Source organism: Undibacterium sp. 5I2, from assembly GCF_035019605.1.
Classification (GTDB): Bacteria; Pseudomonadota; Gammaproteobacteria; order Burkholderiales; family Burkholderiaceae_D; genus Undibacterium.
In genome coordinates this window covers 32,365-54,805 of record NZ_JASJVS010000027.1, presented here as the reverse complement: position 1 = coordinate 54,805, position 22,441 = coordinate 32,365, and the positions used below count along the sequence as shown (strand labels likewise).

The following is a 22,441-nucleotide window of genomic DNA, read 5'->3' as shown; positions in this document are numbered from 1 at the left end:
GTCCCACCCGTGGCTGGACCCGTCGACGTCCCCAGGCTACTCACCGTTGGCGCAGCGATATACGTATATTGATCGCCACCACTCGTCGCACTCGTAACGCCACCGTTCACGACGGTAATATGTACCGTGCCGCTGCCGGACGGGGCCGTTGCCGTTATTTGTGTCGCGCTGGTTACAGTAAAACTGCTGGCATTGCTCGCGCCGAATTTCACCGCAGTCGCGCCAGTAAAATTTGTGCCGGTAATGACGACATTTGCGCCACCCAAAGCAGACCCAGAGCTGGGTGAGACACTGGTAATGCTTGGTGCGGGTGTCCCGCCTGTCATCGTGATATTTACCGTTGACGCTAACCAAGGCCCACCGTTGGAAAAATACACTGTTGCGCTGTCAGTACCAGAAAAACCGCTGTTCGTTGGTACGTAAGCGATCGAATCGACATTTGTGTTGTACGGCGGTGTAACACTATCATTGCCTATAATTTTTCCGTTAGTCGTGAAGATATCGGAGATGCCACCTACACTATCGCTGTAAAAGCCATATCCGGACACCGACCCGCAATTGCTTATATTTGCTGGGGTTAAATTGTAAGTGTAGTAAGCCGCACCGGTATTAACGAAATTGAGCGTAAGAGTACAAGCCGCAGCCGGCATCACAGCGAACATACTGCTTAGCACCAACAAAACAGACCTCATGCTCTGCCCTCGCGCCATCAAGCGTTGCCATAACAGGCAGGATACCAGCATCAGTTTTGTTAGTAGGTGCATAAAATTTCTCACTATTTTCTGTCAATATTTTTTGCTTCAACGGTAAGCTTTATTGCCTTGCCATACGGAAATGCAATAAAGCCGCTACCTGGTCGGACTTAGGGAATCGAAAAATTGTTTGAGCAAGCGGCGCAAATGAGCGTCTCAGCCTGAGAGGCTCATTTGCTAGGGAAGCGCGGATTTAATCGCTGTGGAATTGTTCGTTGCCAATGAGGAAGCAATGCAAGGCGTCTTTTGCTGTCAATAGCGAGCTATTGACAGCAAAAGGCAACGCAGCAGTGCGCCTCAGTGGCAGCGGACAAACCGCATGGATTAAATCTGCGCTTCCCTAGTCAACGCTGTGCTTAAGCCAACGATATTTCGACAACAAATGCGCACGCTCCTTATGTAAAAAACGTGGTACGGCACGGGAATACACTATTTTTCGTTACGATCTAATTAATAATCAGCAATTGTGATTGCTGAGCAACAATTTAAGAAAAAGCAAAGGAAGAAAACCCAGGTGTCGGTTTTTTTGTACACAAAAAACAATATTTTTTTATTATTGACAAGCAATGCAAAATAAGAAATTATTGTATTTTTGCATCATGGCGAAAGTAAGGAATATTTTGTTTTTTTTGGCAACGATATTTTTGTTAAGGGAAGACTGATGGACCCATTTTTAGGTGAAATAAAAATCTGCGCGTTTCCCTTCGCCCCGGCGGGCTGGGCTCTATGCGATGGATCACTTTTGCAAATCCAGCAAAATCAGGCACTGTATTCCCTGCTCGGGATTCGATACGGTGGCGACGGCAAAACAAATTTTGCCTTACCAGATTTACGCGGCCGCACCGCCATTCACCGCAGCAAGGTTTTACTCACCGACTTCAATCAAGGCAATTCTGGCGGCGCAGAAACTGTTCAACTGACTGCCGCCACCATTCCTGTACACAGCCACACCATACAAGCCTCGCTTGCGCACGCGAGCGCCGCTACGGTGGGCATTAACAGCGATAGCTTGCTAGCACAAAGCTTTTTGCACAACGCCAGCGCCGCCGCGATTACTGGTCCTGGCGACAATCTCTACGCCCCGACTGTACCGGCAAGCAGCCTGACTCCCATGCAAGAGAGTATCTGTTCAACGGTCGGCAGCGGCACCGCGCATAACAACATGCAGCCATCCCTGGTGCTGAACTACATGATCTGCACCAACGGACTGTACCCACCGCGAGATTAAGGAGAACAATATGGCAGATGGATTTGTAGGAGAAATTCGTATATTTGCCGGCAATTACGCGCCGGTAGGTTGGGTTTTATGTAACGGGCAAGCACTTTCCGTGAATGATTACCAAGTACTGTATGCCTTGATAGGCACCACTTACGGCGGCACTGGCAGCACTAACTTTAAGGTACCCAACTTAAACGCGACGCTCCCTATAGGCCAAGGTGCTGGTACCAATTTAACACCGCGCTTGCTCGGTGCCAGCACCGGTGTCGATAGCGTGACCCTGACACCGGCACACTTACCGGCACATACGCATAGCATCATGGCAAGTACGACGCCGGCCACCACGACCATTCCTGGGCCGACCCTGACACTGGGAACCACTCCCGCTTCGTTTTACGATAGCGGCGCAGCGGTCAGCACCAGCATCCACCCCATGGATCAGCAAGCGCTGACGTCAGTTGGCGGCAACCTGCCGCACGACAATCACATGCCCACGCTGAGCTTGACCTACATCATCGCAACGACCGGTCTGTTTCCAACCCGGCCTTAAATTCAGGGAGCAATTATGGCTGATTCATTCATTGGAGAAATCCGCGCTTTCGGATTCAATTTTGCACCGCAAGACTGGATGTCTTGCGACGGGCAAACACTGCCAATTTCGCAAAATCAAGCTTTGTATGCCGTTATCGGCAATACTTACGGCGGCACGGCACCTCAGACATTCGGTATTCCCAATCTGAGCGCACTCGGCGTCATCGGGCAAGTCGGCGGCGTGTTAAACCACCAGCAAGGCAGCAATACGGTGACGCTCACGCAGCAAACCATGCCCTCCCATACCCATGCGCTCAATGGCAACACGACGCGCGCGGCAAGTGCTGTCCCGACGGCACATTTGCCGACACGTTTTGTGACGCCTAACAATTGTGCCTTCGTCCCTATCGCGAATGCGGGGCAGCTCACTCCCCTCAGTCCGGAGGCAGTCAGCGCCGTCGGCAGTGGTGGCGCGCATCAAAATCTGCAACCGTATCTGGCCATCAATTTCTGTATTTCGCTGCAAGGCGCTTGGCCGGAACATCCTTGATTTTTTGAACGGATCTTACAATTCAACGTCAACAGCCCCTGGAACCCGGCTGGCCGGGTTCTTTTTTGATTCTTCCGCCATGAATTATTCCGCAGCATATTTTCAAGACTATCTCCAAACCGCATTCCGCATCGAACTTCTAGATGGGCAAAGCCTGGCTTTATGCTTGGACCAAATCAGCGTGCGCGACAATGCCGCCTTCCATCAATTTTCACTGTTCTTCCTGTGCCAAGGTGGATTGCAACTGCAGCAAGGCACGTATTGCCTGCAACATGATAGCCTCGCGCCATTGAGCATCTTTCTGGTGCCGATCGCGTGCACGGGGAATGTGTATCGCTATCAGGCGGCATTCAGCGTCGCACTGCCAGCCGCCGGTTCGGAAAGCTGAGCTCCATGCATATTTCCGACCCCAGAATCAGCCTGCGACCGGTTACTGAAGCAGATCAGCCCTTTCTCTTGCAGGTATACGCTTCGGTGCGTGAAGAGGAATTGAAACCCACCAACTGGAGTGCAACACAGAAGGCGGACTTCATCGCCATGCAGTTTGCCGCCCAGCATCACGCCTATTCGCGCTATCCTGCGGCAGAATTTTTTCTCATTCTGGTGCAGCAGCAAGCGGCAGGCCGTATTTATCTACAACACCTGACGAATACCGTCCACATCATCGATATTTCCCTGTTGGCAGATGCCCGCGCACAAGGCGTCGGCACGGCACTGCTGCAGTCGGTCTGCGCGCTGGCGCACAGCGCTGGCAAAGCGGTGCAAATCCATGTGGAAAAATTCAATCCAGCGCTACGCCTGTACCAGCGCCTCGGATTTCTCCCCTTGGAAGACAAGGGCGTGTATCTGCTAATGAGCTGGAACGGCGCTGAAATGGTCGAAAAACACAATATTTTTCTGACCTAGCCTGCTAGGCTACGTCCATGAGCAAAAAAATATTGATCACCGGCGCGGCCGGTTATATCGGCGGGGCCTTGGCCCAGCGCTTTTACAGCCGTGGCGATACGGTGCGCGGCTTGGTGCGTCTGCCTGAGCAAGTCGCGCAGCTTGAGCATCTCGGCATGCAAGCGGTATTGGGGACGCTGGACGAAACACCTAAGCTGGAGCAGCACGCGGCGTGGGCGGACGTCATCATTAACGCGGCCGACTATGAAGATGCGGTAGCCGTCAGCAGTTTTCTGCATTGTTTGAAGGGCAGCGGAAAAAGCTTTGTGCAGCTCAGCGGTTCCAGTGTTGCCAGTGTTGTAAGCGACGAGCTTGATCCGCACATCTTTACCGAAGACTCGGTATGTCCACGCCCTGGAAAAGCACATTTACATGCGATTAACCAACAGTGCATCGCTGCAGCGGCTGATGATATACGCAGTATCGTGATTGTTCCTGGCTTGATTTATGGCCCGGCAGCGCTGAAACAGGCTGGTTTTTTTGCCGCTTGGGCAGCGTGGGCGAAGGAATGTGGTTTCGTACCCTACTTAGGCAAGGCCGAAAACAGTTGGTCTAACGTCCACCTTGATGACTTAGTCGATCTTTTTGTGTTGGCAATAGAAAACGCCGCACCCGGTTCCTTGTTTTTTGCCGAAAATGGGGAAGCGACGCTCTTCTCGATGGCGCAACAGTTGCAAGCACAATTGAAGCTGCCACTGCCGGCTCAGGCATTACCGCTGCAGACATTCATCGACAAATGGGGCGAGTCGACGACCGCAACGATTTTTGGCGGCAACAGCCGTATCAGTGCGCTGCGCGCCAGAACCCAATTGCACTGGGCACCACGGCACACTATTGAAACAAGTCCTTGATACGGCCGACGACAAGCACTTGTCGTCTCGGCTAAGACAGAAAATCAGCTTAGCTGCCAACTATCCGCATCTTGAACTGGCGCCCCTTGATATTGGTAAATTCGAGTTTGCTCACCGTTTGGCGTGCAATATGGCGCTCCAGCGCGACATAGGTGTGGAATTCGCCGACATTGATTTTACCGACTTGTTCTTTTTTCAAACCGATATCAGCCGTCAAGGCACCGAGCAAATCGCCCGGGCGCAGCTTGTCTTTTTTTCCGCCGAAGATGCACACGGTGGTCATCGGTGCGGTCAGCACTTGATCCGGTGCCGCTGCCAACTTGTTGATGTCGGCCCAGACTACGGCTTCGCCTTGGTATTCAGCGATCAGCTTGACCCATTTTTTTTCATTCGAAGTCGCCAAACTCAGCGCCAAGCCTTTTTCACCCGCGCGGCCGGTACGGCCGATGCGGTGAATATGCACTTCGGTATCTTTCGAGACATCGACATTGATCACCGCGCCCAGAGTTTGAATATCGAGTCCGCGGGCGGCGACGTCAGTAGCCACCAGCACTGAACAACTTTGATTGGCAAAGCGGATCAGTACTTCGTCGCGCTCGCGTTGTTCCAAATCGCCATGCAGCGCCAGCGCCGACACCCCCTGCGCCTGCAATTCTTCGGTCAATTCGCGGCAATGAATCTTGGTATTACAAAAAGCGATGGTCGACACCGGTTGGTAATGATGCAGCAAGCGCGCCACCGATTCATTCCGTGCTTCCGGCGAGACTAAGTAAAACAATTGTTCTATATGGTTGGCCGCATGCTGGGATTCAACCTTGATTTCCACCGGATCACGCAATAACTGTTCGCTGGCATGGCGAATATTTTCCGGGTAAGTGGCAGAAAACAGCAAAGTCTGACGGCGCGCTGGGCAAGCGGCGACGATGGTATAGATGTCGTCATAAAAACCCATGTCGACCATGCGATCGGCTTCATCGAGCACCAGCGTTTGCACGGTACTGAGTTTGATGGTGCCGCGGCTGATATGGTCGATCAAGCGACCCGGCGTGCCGACGACGATATGAGCACCATGTTCCAGCGATGCAATTTGCGGGCGCATCGCAGTACCACCGCAGAGCGTGAGTATTTTGACATTATCGATGGCGCGCGCCAAACGGCGCAATTCATTAGCGACTTGGTCGGCCAACTCACGCGTCGGGCAAATCACTAAGCCTTGTACCGCAAAATAACTGGGATTAAGTTTAGCTAAAATACCGAGACCAAACGCGGCAGTCTTGCCGCTACCGGTTTTAGCTTGGGCGATCAAGTCTTTTTGTTGCAAGACGATAGGCAAACTCTCGGCTTGGATCGCCGTCATTTCCTTATAGCCAAGGCTATCTAGGTTGGCGAGCATGGCGGCGGACAAGGGCAAACTGGAAAAGGCGAGCGATTCGGACATGGACAATCATTTCTTCATAGAGGGTGACAAGCGCAGCGTACTGACCTTACAACATAGGCAAAGATAGTGCAGACGCTCAATGAGCGTATTGTAGGGCATGCAAGCGGCTGGCGGGTTCAATTGCGCTCGCCTGGCTCAGATTTCGCTAAAATCGGAGTTGGAAAACTAGCATCGTGAGAAACATAAATGTTGCTTTTATGCAATTTCTGTTACACTTTAAGTCGCACAGTCCCTTTGATTTAAGGCAAACTCTGGCAAAATTACCGCGTTCTTTTGCTTTTCTTATCTTTCTTCGATTACATCTTGCGCATCATCCGAAAATTACTGTTTCTCTGGTTGCAACAAGGTGTCTACAGCCGTTTGTTTCTGCCGCTACTGTTGATGATCATCGTCTCGGGCAGCGTGCGCTATCACATGCTGATCGATGCAGAGCGCAATGATGCACTACAACGGGCCGGCATCGAACTGCGGCAAGCGGAACACAGACTGACACCACAACTGCTGGCACTCGATTGCGACGCTGCAGCGATTGCACGCTTGCTCACGCAAGAATTGGCGGCGGCAAGCGAACTCGGCAGCCTGACTTGGCACGCCTGTGGCAGCAGTTTCACGCGTCAACAAGCAGCCGTGGTCAGCAAGGTGCCGGCTTGGTTTCTCGACTTTCTGGCCTTCCAAGTCGTCACACTGAAAAAATCCAGCGCACAAGCCGATGGCAGCCTGGTCAGTTTATCGCTGAGCAGTTCCGCCACCACACGGCTCGAGCAGATTTGGTATCGAGTGAAGACACAGGTACTCGTTTCTGCCTGGATGGTCTTGTTTATCTACCTGTTGTTGATACTGATCTTGCGTAGCAATGCCAAAACCCTGGCACAACTGGCCAGCGCCAATCTGCGTTTCCAGCATGGTGAACACAGTGTGCGCCTGCACGTCGGCGGCACCTCGGAAGGACGGGCGCTGGCGACTACCTTCAATCACATGGCGACCGAAATCGAACGCCTGCTCGCTACGCTGCGAGAAAGTCAGCATAAACAAAGCGAACAATTACACTTTACCTGGGAACTACTGGCGGTCTTACCGATTCCGATTTTTTTCCAAGACCATCACGGTATATGTCGTGGTGTCAATCCGGCCTGGGTGCGGATGTTCGGTTTGAGTACCCAACAAGTAGTCGGCCGCCCGATGCGCGAGGTCGCCTTGGCACTGATGCCACTGGCAGCACCCCACGTGGTGGCCGAACTCAGCCTGCCCGGTCCAAGCCAAGACCTCGCCGTACTGTTTTATCAAGCCGCCTATACCAATGTCGATGGACAAGCGGCCGGCCATATCGGCGCACTGGTTGATATCAGCGAGCGTAAGAAAATCGAAGCCGATCTGGCGGCCGAAAAAGACCGGCTCGATACCACGCTCGATTCGATCGGCGACGCCGTCATCAGTACCGACCAGCACGGCCACATTCTTACCCTCAATCGCGTCGCGCAACAACTGACCGGCTGGTCGCAGGCCGAGGCCTGCGGTTTGCCCTTGGCCAGCGTGTTTGAACTGAGCGAGCCACTGCATGGTGCCCAACTGGCACTGTTTTTGCTGCACATCGGCAGGCAAACCGCCAATCTCGACGCGCGCAATCTGGCCCTGCAATCTCGCTCTGGCAACACGCTCGATATCGATTACACGGCGGCACCGATTCGCCAAAGCGCGGGCGAGAGCAGCGGTTGCGTGCTGATTTTTCGTGATTTGAGCGAAACCCGCCATTTGCAGCGGCAAATTTCTTGGCAAGCCGGGCACGATGTGCTCACCGGGCTATCTAATCGCAGCACCCTGCACGATGAATTGACCAAGGCCATCACCGAAGCGCAGGAGCGCCAGCATACACTGGCGGTTTGCCTGCTCGATCTCGATCACTTCCAAGTCATCAATGAACAATATGGCCACGAATTCGCCGACCAACTCTTGCAAGCCGTGGCCCTGCGTTTGCAGCACAGTCTGGGCCACAGCAACCCGCTGGCCCGCCTTGGTGGTGATGAATTCGTCGTGTTACTGAAAAACCAGCACGATACCGCCACCATCGATAGCAATTTATCCGCGCTGCTACGCGATCTGGCGCAGCCCTACTTGATCGGGCAACGCCAAGCCCATCTGACGGCCAGCATAGGTGTGGCCGTGTATCCGCACGATGAACTGAGCCCCGATGCCTTGTTACGCTACGCCGACCAAGCCTTGTACCAAGCCAAGATCAGCGGTCGCAACAAGTACCATTTATTCGATGCGCGCCAAGATCAAGAGGTGCGCACGCGCCACGATCAACTGGCACGCATTCGCAGCGCCCTGCGCGACGGCGAATTGGTCTTGTATTTCCAGCCCAAAGTAGATATGCGGCAAGCCTGTGTTATCGGCATGGAAGCCTTGCTGCGCTGGGATCATCCAGAGCGCGGCTTAATCGGTCCGCTCGAGTTTTTGCCGCTGGTAGAACAAACTGAGCTCATCATCGATATCGGCATATGGGTACTGCGCTCAGCTTTACGGCAACTCAGCGACTGGCTGGCCGCCGGTCACACCTGGGTCATCAGTGTCAACATCGCCGCCCGCCACTTCCAATCCGGTGATTTTCTCAGCAGCTTGCGCAGCATCTTGGCAGAATTTCCCGACATTGCGCCGCAGTACTTGGAAATTGAAATTCTCGAATCCGCCGCGATTGACGATATTGAATACGTGCGCGAAGTCATGATCAGCTGTCAGCAACTTGGCGTACGCTTCGCACTCGACGATTTCGGCACCGGTTACTCGTCGCTATCCTATTTGAAGCGATTGCCGGCCAATACACTCAAAATCGACCAGAGTTTTGTCCGCAATATGCTTGAAGACCGCGATGATCTGGCCCTGATCGGGGCCATCGTCGGGTTGGCGCAAGCCTTCAAGCGCGAGGTGATTGCAGAAGGTGTGGAAACCAGCGCCCATGGTGCGGCGCTGATGCAACTAGGCTGCGACCAAGCCCAAGGCTTTGGCATCGCGCGACCGATGCCGGCCGCAGACGTCCAACAGTGGGCCGCACACTACGTCGTTCCAGCCCAGTGGCAAGCCGAGGTCGCCGTTGCAGCCGCTGCGCTGGCTTAAGCCTGCACTTCGCGCTTAACGCGACGGGCGATTTCCCAGTCGAGTTCTTTACTGCGCTTTTTTTCCAAGGCATCGATGTGACGCAGCTTTTTATCGGCCACGAATTCGCCTGACAAGATCAGACGTGGTTTGCTATCGGCCGAAATCATGCCACCAGTCGCCCATTCCGAACGTGCCACGGCAAAGCCGGCAAAAATACCGTAATCTTTACCGCAGACCATACCTTTTTCTGCCACCACCGATTCACCGGCCTTGATGAATTTTCCGGCATACAAGTTGCCAGCCGTAGCAATCCAACGGCCAACATGGATTTCACCATACAAGCTGCTGATTTCGCCCTTGCCGCGCAGCGTGCCCCAACTGCTGATATCACCTTGGCTACCGATGCTGCCAGCGGACAAATTTCCTTGGCAAATCACTTCACCGGCAAACAAGCTGCCGGCCACGGCGATGTCAGATTCGCTGAATACTTCACCTTGGCAATTGCAGTCGCCCTCGATATGAATCGCGCTGGCGGACAAATGGCCGCCGATAAACTGTACTTCGCCGGCTTCCAAATCATCATCGAGTTGCAGATTGCCGTGGCAATCGAGGTCGGTACACGATAAATAGCCGAGTCCTTGGATATCGCCAAAGCCACCGAAGACATCGTGGTGAGCGTGGCGTGCCAGAATGGCCGGATGCGCCAGCAAATCCATGAAGTGACTGCCATCTTTCGCCGCTCTGCGTTGGTCGAGTTCCAACATGCGCGCCATCCACTCGGCACTGCAACCGGTCTTGAGCATGAATTCCACGTCGATATTGCCACCGACATCGAGCGTGTGGCCAACGTACAGCGATTGCACTTGGATATTGCCGGTGACGGTCAATTTACCCAGGCAATACACTTCTTCGGCGATCAAATCACCGTCTATCAACAAATCGCCGCCTACTGTCAACTGCGTGGTGATCGTCACATCACCTTGGATATGCACATCACCGTTGCTGGCAAATTGTTTGCGCTTCAATGTCTTGGCCTGAAATGGTTCAGGTGCAGAAAGAACGGGCGGTGCTGGTTTGCGCTTGATCATGATAAGCCTGGTAAGGTGAACGAGAGAATGGCGCGATTATCCCAGACTTCGGGCCACTGCTGCGGTTTTGCGCATAAATCGTCACGCTCATGATCAAAATTGCACTTACCAAGTAAGCGACAGTGCTCTGAGGGTAAGCTTTTAAGCGATTTGCCAAGCGACTACGCACCGCATGCTTTACCGGCAGCACTGGCATTTCGAAAATTAAGTCAAAATAATAATATAAAAGACCAAATATGCTTTCTTATATTATTTAATCATCCAAATATGGATGATAAATTAAGTAAGACTTGACAGAAAATTGTTGCCGCTAAATACTCAGCTATCTGCGCAAGTGAAACGACTTTAGGCGCTCTGATTGGGTCGGTAAATGATGAAAAGTAGTCCTGTTCCACTTCCTGTTGAACGAGCCTTGCGTAGGGTCGGTTATAACATAGGCTTGGCGCGCCGACGCAGGCAGCTGTCCCAGGAAGCCTTGGCTGAACGTATAGGCACCTCGGTCAATACGGTTCGGCGAATGGAAGATGGCCAGCCAGGCACAGCCCTTCAACACTTTGTCCGGGCGCTTCAGGTATTTGGTGAACTCGACAAGTTCGAGCAGCTCATGGATACAGCTCAGGATTCGGTAGGACTAAGCTTGATGGACGAAAATCTCCCGCAACGGATTCGTACCCCTCGCCGGCGTCGTGAGCCGGGTGCGTTTTGAGTGATTTGAGATAAAACTGAAACTATCCATGGCTACCAAGAGCACTGACAAACGAGCCAATGCGGGCTCGGCCTCTAAAGTTGAGTTGGACGTTTGCTTGGGGCAAGCTGGCCTACCTGTTGGTAAACTCATTTACGTCAAAGACGGCCAGCGTGAGTTCTCTCAGTTCGCCTACCAAGAAGAATGGCTGGACAACCCTGTCGCATTTGACGTCTCCCCTGATTTATCCCGGGTTCCAGGCTACCAATTGCGCAGAGCCCCGAGCAAAGACGACTCCTGCTTTTTTCTTACGCTGGCAGATACGGAGCCGGACAGCTGGGGTCGTCGCCTCATCGCGCGGGCTCACGCCAAAAAAAGAAAACTCAATCCTTCGCTCACCGCGCTGACGGCGGTGGACTATCTTTGTGCCGTAGATGATTTCAGCCGTATCGGAGCACTGCGCTTGCGCGCCGCGGCACAGACCAAGCTGCGCAACGTAGAGGACGGTAAGCGAGCTACCCCGCCATTGCTGGAGCTCGAAAAAATGATGGCGGCCTCGCAAGCCGTTGAACTAAGCAAGGAGACCGCTGAAGATCTCACATATCTTCAGGGGAAAGGTACCTCGTTAGGCGGTATGCGCCCCAAATGCAGCGTACTTGATGAAGACGGAACACTGGCTTTGGGGAAGTTTCCTAGCGTCAATGACACGCGCAGTGTCACGCGTGGAGAGGTTCTTGCCCTGCGCTTGGCCAAGCTGGCGGGGATTGACACGGCAGACGCACGTATTGTGATGGTTCAGGGTGCTCCGGTAGCGATCATTCGTCGTTTCGACAGAACATCGAAGCAAGCTCGCATCCCCTATATGTCCGGGGCTGCGCTGCTGCAGTCGAGCCGAAATGAAGAACACGCTTACACGGAAGTCGTAGACGCGATGCGTTCGAAATGCATCGATTTCACTGCCTCAGCCCAACAGCTCTGGCGTCGGCTGGTCTTCAATTTTCTGATTACAAATGTCGATGACCATCTGCAAAATATTGGTTTCTTGTATGTGGACAAAAATCAATGGCAGTTGTCCCCCTCCTTTGATCTCAATCCGTTTCCTGAAAAGGACAGGGAGTCGAAGACTTGGTTAAGCGAAGACACTGGTCCAATTACCTCGCTAGCGCAACTATTGGGCCAGGCAGCACGGTTTCAGCTTAAGCCGCACGCAGCCACTGCCGTGCTGGCTGAGGTAGTCGATGCCGTTAAACAGTGGCGTGACGTGGCCTTGACGGCAGACGTCGGGCTCTCCCAAGCTGAACTCAAGGACTTTGCGCCCGCTTTCGAACACGCCGGAATGGATGAGGCTGTTGAGTTGTTGGCGTAACACGCAGGTCCGTTCTGAGTGCATTTCGCTTGCCATCTCTGATGTTAACCACACCATCTCATTCTTTGCTTTGAGACTCTCTGCAATACATTTTTACTGCAAAAGTTCTTTGCACTTATCGCTGGTCAGCGTATGTATCAACCAACCGGCGCGATTGCCAAAACACGCCATGTTCTATCGCGCTTACAAGGTATCGATTAACGCAGTTGACATGCCACGACTCTGCTGCGCCTCAAGACAAGCAACCTCCAACCTTAACCGTGAAGTTGCTCTTAATTTTGACAAGCCTATCTCGCGTGCCATCGCGAGAACGGTATCTTCGCCGGTCATCTCACTGGAAGACAATTCATGAGCCAGGGCAACCAGCTCTGGTAGCGCGATTTCATCAACGGATCGTGTCACATCCATATCTGGCCGACGGAACACAATAGTGTTTTTCTGTTCTGTTGAGTGCCAAAAAAAGACGTCTGTCTCTTCCTGGGTACTGTGAAGATGGTGCGCAGCTAAACTCGTCACACGCTCATGAATACGTGCCCCGGTTCGTTGCCAGCCGTGTGCGCGGGCGATCCGACGAGATAGGACTTCATCTTTAATCGGACCTTCCACCGCAACAACGTCTTTGATCATCTGAATAAGCGTGACCTCATAATTCTTTTCAAAAAAAACTTCTGCCGTCACCGCGGTCCCTTCAACACGAATATCTGCCTCAATAAAGAGCACTCGCGCCGCCGCAGGTGGCTGCACAGCAGCTACATTTATCGCGGGTACGGCAAGTATCTCATCGCTCACTGCTGTAGCCGTATTGAACTCAGATGTTTTCGTTTCCAGATGAGAAAAATCAGTACTCAATTCCAAGGTCGCAGCTAACGAATTTTCAGCAACGATCGCAGCAGCAAGGTTCAGTTTTTCAACACGATCTGCTTCTGTTAAACGGCGTGCTCTGCATACAGTAAGTAAATGTTCCAGGCGAATATTGACTTTTTCCAGTGTTACGACAGGGTCTATCCACCAGTCTGTCGACCAAATCCGAACAATCTCCCAACCTAATCCACGCAACACTTGCTCGCGTAATTTGTCACGATCTTTCGCTGTCGCAGACCGATGATAGGTCGCACCGTCACATTCAATGCCGGCCAAGTACGATCCCGGGGCATCTGGATCGACAATGCCTAAATCTATACGGAACGCCGACACGCCTATTTGTGGTTCGACCCGCCACCCTCTCGCCGCCAGCGCCAAGGCGACGGATTTTTCGAACGGGCTTTCATACCCACCAACGCTGCCAGAATTGGCTTCTGCCAGTGCTTTCGGTCCACGCTCAGCAAACAGCAAGAAATGCTTCAGATCTCGCACCCCTTCAGCCTGTGTACGTGACAAGTCCATTTGTTCGGGCCTTAAGCTAGAGAACACACGTAGTTCATGCCTCGCTCTAGTGATGGCAACGTTCAGCCTTCGCTCCCCTCCTTGCTTGTTCATTGGTCCGAAGTTCATTGACACTGTTCCACTCAGCGTTGGGCCGTAAGTGATAGAAAAGTACATGATGTCACGTTCGTCACCTTGAACACTTTCCAGATTTTTAACAAATACTGGCTCAAGCGCAGTTTCAGAAAAATAGGGTTCGATCGAAGGATCTTTGCGACGTTCATCATCCAAAAGATCTTCAATTAAGCGTTGTTGTTCGGTATTAAAGGTTACTACTCCAATCGTTAAACCAGACTCGCGAAAGCCAGGTTGTTTGAGTCGAGCTGTAATATCTTTTACGAGCGCCTTGGCTTCAGGCTTATTGATACGCGCCCCGCCTTTTTCATAAATCCCATTAGGAATGTAGTGAAAATTGACGGCACGATCATCGGTTACCGGCGACGGGAAAGTTACTAAACTCCCTCCGTAATAGCGGTGATTAGAAAACGCGATTAAGCTTTCACTCCGACTTCTGTAATGCCAAGACAGGTCAATTGTCGGTAAATTGGCACCAAGACATTCATCAAGAATACTTTCTAAATCACCTTCAACGTCTTCGTCGTCCAAATCAGACTCCGCACGGTCAAAGAAGTTAGTTGGCGGAAGCTGCTTAGGATCGCCAACCATAACGGTTTGCTTGCCGCGCGCTATTGCACCGATCGCATCCCACACTGTAATTTGTGATGCTTCATCAAAGACGACCAAGTCAAAAAGCGCTGAATCTGCAGAAAGATACTGCGCGATCGATAAAGGGCTCATTAGCATGCACGGGGTGAGTTGAGCCATCGCGGAAGAAACGCGTCCAACCAGCTCACGCAATGGCAAATGACGTGCTTTCTTTTGCATTTCGTGACGAAGAACGCCCCATTCAGAATTTCTTTCTACCGCTTCTTGATCAGGTAATTCAGCGCATAGTCGAGCGCGTACCCACGCTTGTGTCAGTTCAGTGAACCGATCGTCCAGTTCTTGAAAATTCTTGATTCGCTTTTCGTGCTCAACAGAGACAAAATTACGTAGCACATTGTCATCGTCCACGACTGCGTTCAGCCACCAGCGGCAATAGTTGGTTTCAAAAGCTTCCCGGACAAGGCCAGGCAGTACGCCCCCATTCTCAATTGCCTCGGCTATCACACCCATGCCAACTAACGAAGCCTCGTCACGGACTTTGCGCCATGCACACCACGCTCGCAAACGTGGTTCTGCCGCGATCATATCTTGGCACGCCATAACTAAGCGTGCCGGCGTAAGTAGCTGAAAACTCGAAGGAGTTTCTTGAGAAATCCCGCTCAATTGCCCTAAGCTATCCGTCGACTGTAGTAACGATTGATGGGCCGCAACGTAGTTACCACCGGCTAGGGAAACTGGTCCAGCAGGCGCTAAGAGGTCGTTACCATCGCCAAGTAAGCGGTTCAATGCAGCCTTGATGGTAACAAGCTCGTCCGGCGTGCTTGCCAGGTCAGATAAGACTGAAGCTAATGAGGCATGGAATTTCGTTGCACTGTCAATCTCCTCTGGCTGACTCTTCAGACCGTTCCATACACCATGAGTCGCTGCCCGAAGTTCATCATATGAAGCGAGCTCATACTCAATATCCAAGAGCGCATTCATGTTATTCAGATCAAGCAACATCTCGGAGCCACAGCTACCGTCTGCGACAGCGTTGAGATTAGTTTTCAACCACGTGCGACCAGCTTTTGCTTGGATCAAAGCCTCTTGGAACCTAAGTCCAGTGTTGCAAGTGTCAATATGAGTTTCATGACCTAACCACATGCTTTGACTAAGCGAGGTCAATGCGGCGAGAGGGGTGAATTCATTGTTAATGTGTACAAGGTCACGTGCGCGCATTAAATCGGTTCTCATCGTACCGCCACATCGCCCCTCGTCGATGGAATCGAAACCCTGGTCTTCCCAGGTTACGTTCTTGTGTGCACAATCTAGTACGGTCTGAAATGCGAGTGCAGCCTTTAAATCGTCTTGTTGCGTTTTTAAGCCACTCCAAATTTGATCGGTCGATAAACTCAGGCTATCAAACTTAGCTAGTTTTACCCTTAAAGACTGTAACTCAATCAAGCATTTGATATCAGAAGTAAATTGCGGTTTTTGACCTTTGCTGACGTATGCAAGCATTGTCTGCTGTATTGCCCGTTTGCGTAACCAACTTGTTGGCCAAAATGAAGCTTCCGCCGCCGCCCAATCACGTTGTAATTGATCGGCGTCCAGCTCGGTCGCGTCGTCTCGGTAGGAGACAGAAAGCTTGAGCTTGGTTTCACTATAACTTGCTAATAAGCAAATACCCGCTGTGAGGTTATCTACAACGGATTTAGACCAAGTTGTTGAAAGTTGCGATTTCAAGATGCTTGTTTTTTCAAGCAGTTGCAAACCTTTATTCACACCGGCGATCGTTTGTGTAGACCAAGGTGCTGACAAATTGTCGGTGATGCTCCTATGGCTAGCGACTAGCTTTAATGCTACTTGCATCGAACTTACCAGACGACGCGCATCGGAATGAAGAGCGAAGCGCCAATCGCGGCCTGCTGCTGCAGAAAAAAGTGTCGACAAAACAGCAAGAGCATGTCTGGCATTTTTTGTCAGACCCAAAGAAGAAAACCCAATAGTCGTGCAGAAAGCATCCGCAGAACTTTGCAAGGCGTCCGCTTTAGGAATCGTTTTTCGGGCCACATCGATCAAGGTTTGTTGCCAATTGGGCGACCAGTCACTATGGGCTATTTGCCCTAGCGGATGTTGCATAAGTAAATTGCTGCCAATTTCCTTGGCATTCACATCAAGTCGCTCGGCTAGTTCGAGCAGTTCGTTTAAGGAAGCGACGTCGTGCGCATCAGCAGATGGCCAAGACATGCCAAGCACGGCAACATCGCGTCCAGCCCCAATACGCCCCATTGCATCGTAAGGACTTAGGCCATTGCGATGACGATGATGAAGGCGCTCGACATAGGCATTAAGACATTCGCGCAACAACTGAAGTCGTGACGCCTCTTCCTTCCAAACATCCGCGTTGCTGTTACCTTTCGCATCCCACGACTTTTTGAGTTGGTTTAAGACATCCAATTTTTTTGCTTTGCTTGAATGCATCTCGAGACAAAAATCGCCAAGACCGACATCACGCAAGCGCCGGTAGACCACATCCAGTGCCGCTATTTTTTCCGAAACGAAAAGAACCCGTTTATTTTCAGCCAAGCATTGAGCGATGAGATTCGCAATAGTCTGGCTTTTCCCTGTACCTGGTGGTCCAATCAACACAAAATCTTTTCCGCGACTAGCTGCCATGACTGCCGACAACTGGGAGGAATCAGCGGGTAGGGGACAAAACGTTTGTTGCGGCGGATACTCTCTATCCAAATATCGAGGATTTGGAAACGGCACTCCGCGTGGATAAGACTCTCGCGGCGTATCAATCAAATGACGGACTACCGCATTTTGTTTTAGCTGTTCTGTTCGCTCAGTCAAATCTTTCCACATCAAATATTTGGCAAATGAAAACGTCGACAACACCACATCTTCAACGACTTCCCATCCTTTGATGTTCTTAATCGCAGCCGAAACCGTGTTCCAAATTTTGGATACATCAAGACCGCTTTTATCCTTGGGTAACTCACCTTCGCCGATGCTCAGACTAAGTTCATAATCTTGCCTTAGCATTTCTATCAAGGTCGGATTAAAACAAGGCTCATCATCGTGAAGTGTTAACGTAAATCCGGACCGAACACTTTTACGATTCAAAGTAACGGGAACAAGAATCAGCGGAGCACGAAGAGTTTTGTCATCCTTGTTTTCGCGTGTCCATGACAAGAATCCTAACGCTAAGTAAAGCGTATTTGAACCACCCTCCTGAAGATTTGTTCGTGACGTCCGGTAAAGCTCTACTAATCGCGACTCAAGTTCAGCGTCTTCAATACTGACAAAAATTTCCTTACGTTTCAGTGCATCCAGAGCGTGCTCTCGGCGTACATCTTCTCTGGTTCTTGCCTCGTGAATAACTTGGTCCCGTGGATCATTACCATCCATCAACGCTGGGCGTGGCATCAGCTTTAAGGAATGGCCTTCCGCTAACAGGTCTTCGAGTAAGCCAGGATCGGGAGCATCGAGTCGTATTGCTTTTTTACCTGGGTGGAAATTCAATAAATTGTTACGCATGGACAGATCGAGAAGCTTACGCTGCCATCTGATCAGCCGATTCTCAGCTTGCCCCTTGTCCTCCCGCTCACCATCAGTTTCAGGATCGTCAGGAAGGTCCGGTGCCTCCTCAAACGTTGACTGATCTTTTTCAGACGGGTTGATGACCTCTGATATTTTTGGCAATTCGGCACTTGACAGTGGTTTGATACGTTGAAGTCTTGCTCGCCGAATGTCAACACTCAGTTCAAAGCACTGTTCCACCTCTTCGGATATCTGCTGCGTCCCTACTTCAATCGCATGGCTAAAGGTAGGACAAGGTCGGTGAGTAAGCAGCGTAGTCTCGAACAGTACCAGCTCTTTTAATTTAACGCGTTTGCGTAATGCGGTAATGTCATCCACTACTACGGTAGAAAATTCTTCATTCTTGAGCCATACCCCGGCGAACGCATGGCCTTGAGTAAAAACGAGAATAGGATTCAAACCGCATTGTTCTAGGGCAGAGCAAAAAAGAAGTGAAAGATCAAGACAGGTGCCTAAGCCTGATTCGGCGATTTGGCCAGACCCACGAATTTTTTGACCTTTGTGCTCAAAACTTGCTGGTGGAAGTGCGTAATCTATACCCATTCCAGCAACAGCAGTCCAGATAGCAGACGCAAGCTCCCAAGCGCGTTTGGCTCCACCGTTATATCCGTTAAGTGCGCGGTTTTTCCCGTTATGATGCAACACCTCGGCAGTTTGCTTCAATAAGCGCTCAATGGCTGGTTCATTTGGTTGCACAAAGGCAGCCACCATATCTGGTAAATGTGAAATGCCACCCCATTGGTTACGGGGTAACAGTTCAACCTCAACCTGATGCTGACAAATAATTTCAGCGCTACCCGTTTTATTCAACGTAAAGGTGACATGTGCTATTTCGGCCTCGGTCAAACGTACTAATAACACGCCTTCAAGTTCAACGTCTAAATTAGGAATACGATACTGCTGGCTTTCGTTGATTGCATCCAAGCGCCACGATTTCGTTTTAATGAATGCGGGTTCAGAAGTTATTGTGAGCGTGAGCTCGTTTAGCGGGAAGAGCGTATCGTTAACAATGAGCAGTTCACGCAATAGCGGGACCGCATTTTGATAATCGGCAAGATTCAACTTTTTGATTAATGTTGCCTCAATAAAAACTTCGGCAGTATTTTTTGTTTCTCCTGGCAAAACGACCTTTGCCACGGATTCAGACCCTATATCGCCGCTCATGTTTTCTTCCGCAATTTTCCACCAATAACATCAAAATAGTGATGTTATAAACTTCTCAACACTTTACATCAAACTTTTTGTAAACGGCCAAGAGAATGATGCTCCTCCAGCAATTTTGCACAAAAGCTAGTATTGCGACGATGTCTAATGCACTTATAACAATAGAAGCTTTTTCCGATGCAAAAATAGAGATGCAGAAACATATCAGAGTCACCACATACTCTACTGAGTTCATTTGGGGTACGCGATTTACGGCTAGGAGCCTGAGCGGCAGCCAATTTAGCTTACTGTGAGGCGGAAGCTCCTATAATCTCTACTCATTGCTCTTGCGAACCTCTCATGCCCACCAAACCACATCGTCTGCAGCACCATACCTTGCCATCAGGCATGCTTTTGCAATTCAAGCTGGAACGCTGGCACCGTCGCGCGCTGTATGGCCTCATCGCCTCCTTATACTGCAGTGGCATGGCGTGGGTGATCGCGCATTTCAAATTACGTCGGGTCGGCGAGTTTGGTGAGCTGATTCATCCGCTCGAACACTGGTCCATGCAAGTACATGGGGCCTTGCAAATCCCGGCCAGCTTTCTGCTCGGCGCTTTGCTGTTTGCCCATATGCGCCGGGCCTACCGTGCCGGCCGTAACCGCAGCAGTGGGCTGTGCATGATCGCTGTCTTGCTGTGTTTGGCGGTCAGCGGCTATGGCCTCGATTACTTTGCCAGGGAACTGAGCCGCTCAATCTGGTCGTACGCGCACTGGTTGCCCGGAGCTGCCTTGCCTATGCTGTTATGGATACATATCAATCACGGGCGTGCCAGTTTGGCGGCAGACTAAGCTTCAAATATCGACCGGATCTATTTCCAATGACCATTTAACGCGGCTTTTCAGCGCGCGCATGGCGATAATCCAGGCTTTGGCGAAGGCTTGTAAAGCCGGTCGTGAGACCGACTCGATCAATAGTTGCGCACGCTCCACATTGGCGACCCGCATCATCGTCATCGGAATCGGGTCATGGATGCTAATGCCAGGATGCTCGAGACAAACCGCTGCTTGCTGCAAAAACTCTAATGCCAAGGCTAATTCTCTGGCTTCGGCGCGCAATAAAGCTTGATACATAAACGGTGGCAATTCCGCTTGCCTACGCTCTTGCAACATGTCGGCGGCAAAGCTGCGGTAATTGTGGCCAATCAAGGCGTGGTAGAGCGGATGGTCGGGATAACGCGTCTGCACCAAGACTTCGGCCGCATTGCCATCGGTATTTTGGGCAGTGCGCCCGGCGCGCCCGGAAACTTGCATCAGTTGCGCGAATAAGCGCTCGGCGGCGCGGTAGTCTTGGGAAAACAAGGCGGCATCAGGATTGAGCGCCGCCACCAGCGTCAGCCGTTTAAAATCATGCCCTTTAGCAACCATCTGGGTGCCGATCAAGATATCGATACTACCGTCATGCACTAAATTAAAGGCGGCGGCGGCACTGCCTTTCAGCCGCGTGGAATCGGCATCGATGCGCAAGACCCGTGCTTCTGGGAAAATTTCAGCCAGGCTTTCTTCCAAGCGTTGGGTGCCGCGACCTAGTGGCTGTAAATCAACATTGCCACAAGTTGGGCAGGCGCGCGGGATTCTTTGCTCGAGTCCACAGTGATGGCAACGCAGGCGATGCTCGCCTTTGTGTAAGACCAAATTGGCGGTACAGCGCGTGCAGTTACTCAGCCAGCCGCAAGCGTCACAGGCCAGCACCGGTGCATAACCGCGTCGATTTAAAAACAGGAGTGATTGCTCACCCTTGTCAAGACGTAAGCGTATCGACGCAGTAACACGTGGCGTCAATCCTTGCACCGGCTTTTCTCGCTCCAAGTTCACCATGCGGATGATAGGCAACACGGCCGCGGCAACGGCGCGCTGCGACAGTTCCGATAAGCGATAACGACCACTTTGCACCGCCTGCCAACTCTCCAGCGAAGGCGTGGCCGAGCCGAGCACCACCGCAATGCCGGCCCGGTGGCCACGCCAAATCGCTAAATCGCGTGCCGAATAGCGTAAGCCTTCCTGTTGCTTATAAGAAGGGTCATGCTCTTCATCAACGATGATCAATTTCAAGTCGGGTAAGGATGCCAACATCGCCAGACGGGTACCGAGGACTATCCGCGCCCGCCCGAGGTGGGCGGCGAGCCAGTTATCCGAGCGCGCGCCTTCGGCCATGCCACTGTGCAAGGTCGCCAAGTGCAGGCCAGGAAAACGGGCGCGAATATGGGCCTCGAATTGTGGGGTAAGGTTGATTTCCGGAACCAGAATCAAGACTTGGGCGCGCTCAGAAGCGGCCAGTATTGCCGCTGCCGCATGCAAATACACTTCGGTTTTACCGCTGCCGGTAACGCCAAACAGCAGATGTGTGGAGAAACCAGGCGTGCCGGTGATCGCGCTGACGGCGGCGCGCTGCTCATCGTTGAGTGAGGCCGCACCATGCGCAGCAGCATCGCTTTGCAAAGGTCGTTTCGCCAATCGCTTCAATCCCTTATCGAGCGCCAACGTGGTGGCGGCTTTGATATTCTTGGGCAAAGCCGGCAAGGCGACCTCGCCGAGCGGGCGTTGATAATACTCGGCAGCAAATTGCACCAAAGCCATCCAGTTGGCATCGAGCGCTGCGAGGCTGCTACGCACCGCCAAGACATCGCGCAGTTTATCTTCCGGCACAGCCGTGCTGGTGGCCAGCGCGACGATCAGCCCGACCATTTTTTGGCTGCCAAATGGGACCAGCGCCAGTTGCCCGACTTGCGGCAATGGACTTTCTTGCTCGCTATCAACTTCCAGCGGCGCTATCCAGCGGTAATCGAACAGCGTGTCAAGGGGGGTATCGAGGGCGATACGCAGAAAAAGTGTAGCCACAACTTAGTTTTTTTCGTCAAATATGCCGCTAACTGTTGATTTCATTAACAGTTTTCGAGTTGTCCACAATTTCTGTGGATAACTTTGTGGAGAAAGGTCTATTGACATCGGTTTTTGCCAGTGGCTATGCGGGTTCAGGCGATTTGCTCAATCTCTACGCAGATAATTTATCTGTTTAAAATCAAAGGCTTAGAAAATCTTAAAAAAAT

The 22,441-nt window shown here is 51.7% G+C and carries 15 protein-coding genes; 10 read left to right on the top strand and 5 right to left on the bottom strand.

Annotated elements, in window-relative coordinates; genetic code table 11:
• Positions 1–326: IPT/TIG domain-containing protein (locus QN359_RS11295; RefSeq protein ID WP_323493580.1), on the bottom strand; the 326-nt coding region annotated here is incomplete at its 3' end.
• Positions 327–1,344: 1,018 nt separating this feature from the next.
• Between QN359_RS11295 and QN359_RS11290 the strand changes: the two genes are divergently transcribed.
• From QN359_RS11290 to QN359_RS11265, 6 genes are all read left to right on the top strand, one after another.
• Positions 1,345–1,980: a phage tail protein gene (locus tag QN359_RS11290; protein WP_322250232.1), complete on the top strand. Its 636-nt coding sequence runs from the start codon at positions 1,345–1,347 to the stop codon at positions 1,978–1,980.
• Positions 1,981–1,990: 10 nt separating this feature from the next.
• Complete coding sequence (locus QN359_RS11285) at positions 1,991–2,521, top strand: phage tail protein (protein ID WP_322250233.1); 531 nt, start codon at positions 1,991–1,993, stop codon at positions 2,519–2,521.
• Between the two features lie 15 nt (positions 2,522–2,536).
• Positions 2,537–3,052: a phage tail protein gene (locus tag QN359_RS11280; RefSeq protein ID WP_322250234.1), complete on the top strand. Its 516-nt coding sequence runs from the start codon at positions 2,537–2,539 to the stop codon at positions 3,050–3,052.
• Between the two features lie 79 nt (positions 3,053–3,131).
• Complete coding sequence (locus tag QN359_RS11275; RefSeq protein ID WP_322250235.1) at positions 3,132–3,440, top strand: DUF6916 family protein; 309 nt, start codon at positions 3,132–3,134, stop codon at positions 3,438–3,440.
• Between the two features lie 5 nt (positions 3,441–3,445).
• The gene (locus QN359_RS11270) at positions 3,446–3,958 is read left to right on the top strand and encodes a GNAT family N-acetyltransferase (RefSeq protein ID WP_322250236.1); all 513 of its coding nucleotides are present in this window, start codon (positions 3,446–3,448) and stop codon (positions 3,956–3,958) included.
• A 17-nt stretch (positions 3,959–3,975) separates the two neighbouring features.
• Entirely contained in the window at positions 3,976–4,848 is an 873-nt protein-coding gene (locus tag QN359_RS11265) for an NAD-dependent epimerase/dehydratase family protein (RefSeq protein WP_322250237.1), read from the top strand.
• Between the two features lie 49 nt (positions 4,849–4,897).
• Here the strand turns inward: QN359_RS11265 and dbpA are convergent, their stop codons facing one another.
• Complete coding sequence (gene dbpA / locus QN359_RS11260) at positions 4,898–6,286, bottom strand: ATP-dependent RNA helicase DbpA (protein WP_322250238.1); 1,389 nt, start codon at positions 6,284–6,286, stop codon at positions 4,898–4,900.
• Positions 6,287–6,559: 273 nt separating this feature from the next.
• Here dbpA and QN359_RS11255 point away from each other — a divergent pair, with 273 nt between their 5' ends.
• Positions 6,560–9,394, top strand: a complete 2,835-nt coding sequence (locus QN359_RS11255; RefSeq protein ID WP_323493183.1) for an EAL domain-containing protein — start codon at positions 6,560–6,562, stop codon at positions 9,392–9,394.
• On the opposite strand, the gene QN359_RS11250 is transcribed toward QN359_RS11255, so the two are convergent.
• The gene (locus QN359_RS11250) at positions 9,391–10,464 is read right to left on the bottom strand and encodes a polymer-forming cytoskeletal protein (protein ID WP_323493184.1); all 1,074 of its coding nucleotides are present in this window, start codon (positions 10,462–10,464) and stop codon (positions 9,391–9,393) included. The two genes, QN359_RS11255 and QN359_RS11250, sit on opposite strands and share 4 nt — an antisense overlap.
• A 370-nt stretch (positions 10,465–10,834) precedes the next feature.
• Here QN359_RS11250 and QN359_RS11245 point away from each other — a divergent pair, with 370 nt between their 5' ends.
• Entirely contained in the window at positions 10,835–11,170 is a 336-nt protein-coding gene (locus tag QN359_RS11245) for a helix-turn-helix transcriptional regulator (protein ID WP_323493579.1), read from the top strand.
• 28 nt (positions 11,171–11,198) lie between these two features.
• Positions 11,199–12,515, top strand: a complete 1,317-nt coding sequence (locus QN359_RS11240; RefSeq protein ID WP_322250242.1) for a type II toxin-antitoxin system HipA family toxin — start codon at positions 11,199–11,201, stop codon at positions 12,513–12,515.
• 183 nt (positions 12,516–12,698) lie between these two features.
• Here QN359_RS11240 and QN359_RS11235 read toward each other — a convergent pair whose 3' ends face one another.
• Positions 12,699–19,355, bottom strand: coding sequence for a DUF3320 domain-containing protein (locus QN359_RS11235; protein ID WP_322250243.1), 6,657 nt, complete (start codon positions 19,353–19,355; stop codon positions 12,699–12,701).
• A gap of 339 nt (positions 19,356–19,694) precedes the next feature.
• Here QN359_RS11235 and QN359_RS11230 point away from each other — a divergent pair, with 339 nt between their 5' ends.
• The gene (locus QN359_RS11230) at positions 19,695–20,186 is read left to right on the top strand and encodes a DUF4405 domain-containing protein (RefSeq protein ID WP_322250244.1); all 492 of its coding nucleotides are present in this window, start codon (positions 19,695–19,697) and stop codon (positions 20,184–20,186) included.
• Positions 20,187–20,189: 3 nt separating this feature from the next.
• On the opposite strand, the gene QN359_RS11225 is transcribed toward QN359_RS11230, so the two are convergent.
• Positions 20,190–22,232 (bottom strand): primosomal protein N', encoded by a 2,043-nt coding sequence (locus QN359_RS11225; protein WP_322250245.1) that lies wholly within the window; start codon positions 22,230–22,232, stop codon positions 20,190–20,192.
• Positions 22,233–22,441: the final 209 nt, after the last annotated feature.

What these genes read in the sequence shown, in the direction of transcription:
- dbpA (WP_322250238.1), bottom strand. Translation starts at nt 6,286, where the DNA reads ATGTCCGAATCGCTCGCCTTTTCCAGTTTGCCCTTGTCCGCCGCCATG.
- QN359_RS11240 (WP_322250242.1), top strand. Translation starts at nt 11,199, where the DNA reads ATGGCTACCAAGAGCACTGACAAACGAGCCAATGCGGGCTCGGCCTCT.
- QN359_RS11275 (WP_322250235.1), top strand. Translation starts at nt 3,132, where the DNA reads ATGAATTATTCCGCAGCATATTTTCAAGACTATCTCCAAACCGCATTC.
- QN359_RS11265 (WP_322250237.1), top strand. Translation starts at nt 3,976, where the DNA reads ATGAGCAAAAAAATATTGATCACCGGCGCGGCCGGTTATATCGGCGGG.
- QN359_RS11235 (WP_322250243.1), bottom strand. Translation starts at nt 19,355, where the DNA reads ATGAGCGGCGATATAGGGTCTGAATCCGTGGCAAAGGTCGTTTTGCCA.
- QN359_RS11230 (WP_322250244.1), top strand. Translation starts at nt 19,695, where the DNA reads ATGCCCACCAAACCACATCGTCTGCAGCACCATACCTTGCCATCAGGC.
- QN359_RS11270 (WP_322250236.1), top strand. Translation starts at nt 3,446, where the DNA reads ATGCATATTTCCGACCCCAGAATCAGCCTGCGACCGGTTACTGAAGCA.
- QN359_RS11285 (WP_322250233.1), top strand. Translation starts at nt 1,991, where the DNA reads ATGGCAGATGGATTTGTAGGAGAAATTCGTATATTTGCCGGCAATTAC.
- QN359_RS11280 (WP_322250234.1), top strand. Translation starts at nt 2,537, where the DNA reads ATGGCTGATTCATTCATTGGAGAAATCCGCGCTTTCGGATTCAATTTT.
- QN359_RS11250 (WP_323493184.1), bottom strand. Translation starts at nt 10,464, where the DNA reads ATGATCAAGCGCAAACCAGCACCGCCCGTTCTTTCTGCACCTGAACCA.
- QN359_RS11245 (WP_323493579.1), top strand. Translation starts at nt 10,835, where the DNA reads ATGATGAAAAGTAGTCCTGTTCCACTTCCTGTTGAACGAGCCTTGCGT.